Here is a 3,387-nt window from a genome sequence, read left to right on the forward strand (position 1 = left end):
ATCCAGCGTGGTCGATTCGACCCTGCGCTCCGGAATCATCAGATAGTAGGCCCTGTCGCTACGTAGAACATGCCTGTTAGCGACCACCAACCTACCCTCGCCGAGCTCGCGTTGAATCAGAAAGGGTGGAATGAGCGCGACCCCCATTGCGTGCATGGCCGCTTGTGCGAGCATTGAAAAGAGCTCAAGGCGGGGGCCGGTCATGTCGGTTGCTACAGAAATGCCGACGCTACTGAACCACTGGCGCCATGCATAGGGCCGGGTGCTTTGCTGCAGCAGGGGGAGTTGTGCAATGTCGTGAGCCTGGAGGGTTTGCCTGCCACCGAGCAATGCGGGGCTGCAGACAGGGACAGGATTTTCACCCATCAGCCTGTGCGACCGAGTGCCTGACCAATCACCGTCACCAAAGTAGATGGCGGCATCGAAGCTGGTATCGGCAAATAGGAAAGGCCTTGTGCGATTGGTCAGGTTGACCGTGACATCGGGTTGGCGCTGCTGGAAATCCATCAAGCGCGGCAGCAACCATTGAGTGCCGAACGTGGGCACCACTGCAAGCTCGATCACACTGGCGCCCTGCTGACGCATCACCGACAGCGTATCGCGCTCTACCGCATCGAGTTGCGCCGCCACTTGCCGGCTGTAGGACAGCCCTGCCTCGGTCAGCTTCACGCCCCGGTGGGAGCGGCGAAACAACTCGACGTTCAAAAAGCCCTCAAGGCTGCCGATCTGCCTGCATACAGCGCCTTGGGTCAGCGACAGTTCCTGAGCAGCCTTGGTGAAGCTTTCGTGGCGTGCGGCAGCCTCGAAGCAAACCAGGGCGGTAGTGCTGGGTATCTTCCGACGCATGCCTATCCCTCACTCGTGGATGATCGATTTTTGGGTTTTCACTTATTTATGAGTGAGAAAATAGCACTCCTGGGTGCACAAACGTCGTTTGTCCTCGCCGTTTGCCCGGCCTAGGATCACGGCATACGTCATCCACCGTTCTGGGAGAAATGCACTCATGGCCGCCAAAGCAAGCTTTAGCTGGATCGACCCCCTCTTGCTGGATCAACAGCTCACTGAAGAGGAGCGCATGGTTCGAGACAGTGCCTATCAGTTCGCCCAGGACAAGCTGGCTCCGCGTGTGCTTGAAGCGTTCCGTCATGAGAAGACAGATACAGCGATCTTTCGTGAGATGGGTGAAGTGGGGCTGCTGGGCGCCACGATTCCGGAGCAGTATGGTGGGAGCGGTCTGAACTACGTGTGTTACGGGCTCATTGCTCGCGAGGTAGAGCGCATCGACTCGGGGTATCGCTCGATGATGAGCGTGCAGTCGTCGCTGGTGATGGTGCCGATCAATGAATTCGGCTCCGAAGCACAGAAGCAGAAGTACTTGCCCAAGCTGGCCAGTGGCGAGTGGATTGGTTGCTTTGGCCTTACTGAGCCCAACCATGGGTCGGACCCGGGGTCGATGGTCACGCGTGCCCGGAAAGTCGAGGGCGGCTATCGCTTGACCGGTAGCAAGATGTGGATCACCAACAGTCCTATCGCTGATGTGTTCGTGGTATGGGGCAAGGATGATGCAGGTGACATCCGCGGTTTCGTTTTGGAAAAGGGCTGGGAGGGCCTGAGTGCACCGGCCATTCATGGCAAGGTCGGGCTGCGCGCCTCCGTGACGGGTGAGATTGTGATGGACAACGTGTTTGTGCCCGAGGAGAACATGTTCCCTGAGGTGCGCGGGCTCAAGGGGCCTTTTACTTGCCTGAACTCTGCGCGCTACGGGATTTCCTGGGGAGCGCTAGGCGCTGCCGAGGCCTGCTGGCACACAGCGCGGCAGTACACCCTGGACCGGCAGCAGTTTGGCCGGCCGCTGGCGGCCAACCAGCTGATTCAGAAGAAGCTGGCCGACATGCAGACCGAGATCACCTTGGCGCTGCAAGGCTGCTTGCGCTTGGGGCGCATGAAGGATGAGGGCACGGCTGCTGTCGAGATCACGTCGATCATGAAGCGCAACTCATGTGGCAAGGCGCTGGACATCGCCCGCATGGCGCGTGACATGTTGGGCGGTAATGGCATCTCGGACGAATTCGGCGTGGCGCGTCATCTGGTGAACCTTGAGGTGGTGAATACCTACGAAGGCACCCATGACGTGCATGCTCTGATACTGGGGCGTGCGCAGACGGGTATCCAGGCTTTCTATTGATAAGGAGGCGGTCATGGGAGCGCTTTCGCATCTACGCGTGCTGGATCTGTCACGGGTACTGGCGGGGCCATGGGCTGGTCAGATCCTTGCGGACCTGGGTGCCGATGTAATCAAGGTCGAGCGCCCAGGTAAGGGGGATGACACGCGGGCGTGGGGGCCGCCTTATCTCAAGGACAGCGAGGGTGGCAGTACCGGCGAGGCGGCCTATTATCTGGCGGCCAACCGCAACAAGCGTTCGATCACGATCGACTTTACCCAGGCCGATGGCCAGCGACTGATTCGCGAGCTGGCTGCCAAGAGCGATATCGTCATTGAAAACTTCAAGGTAGGTGGCTTGGCGGGCCATGGGTTGGATTATGCCAGCCTGAAGGCTGTCAATCCGAAGCTCATCTACTGTTCGATCACCGGGTTCGGGCAGACAGGTCCCTACGCGCAGCGTGCGGGCTATGACTTCATGATTCAGGGGCTTGGGGGGCTCATGAGCCTGACAGGGCTGCCGGAGGGTGAGGTGGGCGCGGGGCCTGTGAAGGTTGGGGTGGCGCTGACGGACATTCTTACCGGGCTGTATTCGACGGTGGCGATTCTGGCGGCACTGTCTCATCGGGAGCAGCGTGGTGAAGGTCAGCACATCGACATGGCCCTGCTGGATGTCCAGGTGGCGTGCCTGGCCAATCAGGCGATGAATTACCTAACAACGGGCGCGCCGCCGCGGCGACTGGGCAATGCGCACCCGAATATCGTGCCTTATCAGGACTTTCCCACGGCCGATGGCGATTTCATTCTCACCGTGGGCAATGATGGCCAGTTTCGCAAGTTTGCAGAGGTGGCTGGAAATGCTCAGTGGGCGGATGATCCGCGGTTCGCTACTAATAAGGCGCGTGTGGCCAATAGAGGCGAACTAGTGCCTTTGATCCGCCAGGTGACGGTGTTCAGAACGACGGCGCAGTGGGTGAGTGATCTGGAAGCAGTAGGTGTGCCGTGCGGGCCCGTCAACGACCTGGCGCAGGTGTTTAGTGATCCCCAGGTAGTGGCGCGAGAACTGGCGGTGACCATGGCGCACCCGCTGGCGGGGACAGTGCCCCAGGTCGCTTCGCCGATTCGCTTGTCGCAGACGCCTGTTGAGTACAGGCATGCGCCACCTCTATTAGGTGAGCACACCGAGCGCGGATTGGAAGGCGTGTCTTTTTCAAATCCCCCTGCCC

The 3,387-nt window shown here is 59.8% G+C and carries 3 protein-coding genes; 2 read left to right on the forward strand and 1 reads right to left on the reverse strand.

Going from position 1 to position 3,387, the window contains the following annotated elements; translation table 11 throughout:
- On the reverse strand, nt 1-846 hold an 846-nt coding region (locus ACK59L_RS21390; RefSeq protein WP_409275922.1), incomplete at its 3' end, for a LysR family transcriptional regulator.
- A 157-nt stretch (nt 847-1,003) separates the two neighbouring features.
- Here ACK59L_RS21390 and ACK59L_RS21395 point away from each other — a divergent pair.
- Both ACK59L_RS21395 and ACK59L_RS21400 read left to right on the forward strand, forming a co-directional pair.
- The gene (locus ACK59L_RS21395; protein WP_058603709.1) at nt 1,004-2,185 is read left to right on the forward strand and encodes an acyl-CoA dehydrogenase; all 1,182 of its coding nucleotides are present in this window, start codon (nt 1,004-1,006) and stop codon (nt 2,183-2,185) included.
- A gap of 13 nt (nt 2,186-2,198) precedes the next feature.
- Nucleotides 2,199-3,387 (forward strand): CaiB/BaiF CoA transferase family protein (locus tag ACK59L_RS21400; protein ID WP_409275924.1); only part of this gene is annotated, 1,189 nt, incomplete at its 3' end.

It is taken from the genome of Pseudomonas sp. KCJK9111, assembly GCF_046231935.1.
Lineage (GTDB): Bacteria > Pseudomonadota > Gammaproteobacteria > Pseudomonadales > Pseudomonadaceae > Aquipseudomonas > Aquipseudomonas parafulva_B.

What these genes read in the sequence shown, in the direction of transcription:
- ACK59L_RS21395 (WP_058603709.1), top strand. Translation starts at nt 1,004, where the DNA reads ATGGCCGCCAAAGCAAGCTTTAGCTGGATCGACCCCCTCTTGCTGGAT.